We start from the raw sequence: 2,152 nt of genomic DNA, 5'->3' as shown, positions 1-2,152 counted from the left end.
GAGATGAAGCCCGGCAGGAGGCCGGGAGGGGATTGGCTGTCGGACATGGGTCACTCGCTATGATGCGATGACGCTACCGCTCCGGCGACCGGGTGCTACTTGATCTAAGTCAAGGATGTTTGGAAATTATTTCCCAAGAACTGGCGAAGGCCGCCTCGTCATCGCGGCCGGAACAGGACCGGCATCCTCATGTCCCCGCGCGAACTGCCCCGTTTTCCTGATCTGAGAAGCTTCCTGAGCCATCTCGAAGGGAAGGGAGACCTTATTTCCTCGCAGGTTTCCGCCAATCTCCACCTGGAGGCGACCGCCCTGCACCGGCGGCTGATTGCGGCCGGCGGACCGGCGCTGCTCTTGCGCAATCCGGTGCGGGCCGACGGCAGCCGCGTCGAAATGCCCCTGCTGGTCAATCTGTTCGGAACCAGGCAGCGGGTGGCCGAGGGACTGGGTGTGGCGCCGGACCGTCTGGAGCGGCTTGGCGCGTTCCTTGCCGCGCTTCGGTCCCCGAAGCCTCCCCGGAACATGGCGGACATAAAAGAGCTTTATCCGATGGCCAGGGCCGGCCTTGCGGCCCGGCCGAAGATCGTCAGGCCGGGCCGGACGCTGGAAGAGGCCGCACCGGACCTCTCCATTCTGCCGGTGCAGACCTGCTGGCCCGGAGATGCCGGTCCGCTGATCACCTGGCCGGTCGTGATCACCCGCCCGCCGGGAAAGGACGATCCGCGCGACTATAATCTCGGCATTTACCGGATGCAGGTGCTGGGGCCACGAAAGGCGATCCTGCGCTGGCTGCCGTTTCGCGGCGGGGCGCGCCACTACCGTTCCTGGCAGCACGAGGGCAGGCCCATGCCGGTTGCCGTGGTGATCGGCTGCGATCCGGCGACCCTCTTGTCCGCCGTCATGCCGGCCCCCGGCGACGTCAGCGAGCTGACCCTTGCCGGCGTCCTGAACGGCACGCCCGCCCGGCTGATGCCTTGCGGGAAAATCCCTTTGCACGTGCCGGCAAGCGCTGAGATCGTGCTGGAGGGGACGGTGCGGCCCGGCGAGACGGCCCTGGAAGGCCCGTTCGGCGATCACACCGGCTATTACAACGACGCGGCCCCCTATCCGGTCTTTCATCTGGAAGCGCTGAAGCTCCGGCCCGGCGCGCCTTATCTGTCCACCTTCACCGGCCGCGCGCCGGACGAGCCGTCCGTGATCGGCGAGGCCATGATCGACGTCTTCCGTCCGTTGCTCAGACAGGCCGTTCCGGAAGTCCTCGATGTCCACCTGCCGCCGGCGACCTGTTCCTACCGGGTCGCCGTCCTGAAGATCGACAAGTCCTACGCCGGCCAGGCGCGCCGGGTGATGATGGGCTTCTGGTCGCTTCTGCCGCAGTTTTCCATGACCAAATACCTGATCGTGGTCGACGGCGATGTCGATATCCGCAGCTGGGACGATGTCATGTGGGCGGTCGCCACCCGGTCCGACCCGGAGCGGGACCTGATGGTGCTGGAGAAGACCCCGGTGGACCAGCTCGATTTCGCAAGCCCTGTTGAAGGGCTCGGCGGCAAGCTCGGCATCGACGCCACCGTCAAGATCGGCGCTGAGACCAAGCGGCCCTTTGCCGCCGCCCTGGCAATGCCCGAAGAGGTGGAGCGGCGCGCGGAGGCGCTGTTCGACCGCCTCATGGCGGGTCGAGAGGCGCTGAACGCGCCGCAGGAGGCTGTCCCATGTCCCGCCGGGTGATCGTCGGCATCTCCGGAGCCTCGGGCGCGGTGCTGGCGCTTGAGGTCCTGAGGCTGCTCGCCGATCTCGACGTGGAGCGGTTGACCGTCGTCTCCCGCGGGGCGGAAAAAAGCATCGCCCACGAACTGGGGGCGGAGGGCCGGGACGGGATCCGCCGCCTCGCCACCCGCGAATTTGCGCCGGACGACCTTTGCGCCCCGATCGCCAGCGGCTCCCATCCGGTCGATGCCATGCTGGTCGCGCCCTGTTCCATGCGCTCGCTCGCGGCCATCGCCTACGGGACGGGCGAGGGGCTGCTCGCCCGGGCCGCCGACGTCTGCCTGAAGGAACGCCGCCCGCTGGTGCTGCTCGCCCGCGAGGCGCCGCTGCATGCGGGCCATCTGGAAGCCATGCTCAAGGTAACCGGTATGGGAGGCATCGTGTTTCC

The 2,152-nt window shown here is 67.6% G+C and carries 2 protein-coding genes; both read left to right on the top strand.

Annotated elements, in window-relative coordinates; all coding sequences use genetic code 11:
• The first annotated feature begins 189 nt into the window (after positions 1 to 189).
• Positions 190 to 1,725 (top strand): UbiD family decarboxylase, encoded by a 1,536-nt coding sequence (locus HK439_RS26235; RefSeq protein ID WP_190294439.1) that lies wholly within the window; start codon positions 190 to 192, stop codon positions 1,723 to 1,725.
• Positions 1,710 to 2,152, top strand: a 443-nt coding sequence (locus tag HK439_RS26230; RefSeq protein WP_190294438.1) for a UbiX family flavin prenyltransferase, incomplete at its 3' end; no start/stop codon positions are given. The genes HK439_RS26235 and HK439_RS26230, both read left to right, overlap by 16 nt.

The sequence above is a fragment of the Roseibium aggregatum genome (assembly GCF_014692675.1).
GTDB classification, from domain to species: domain Bacteria; phylum Pseudomonadota; class Alphaproteobacteria; order Rhizobiales; family Stappiaceae; genus Roseibium; species Roseibium aggregatum_C.
This window is presented reverse-complemented; position numbering and strand designations above follow the sequence as displayed.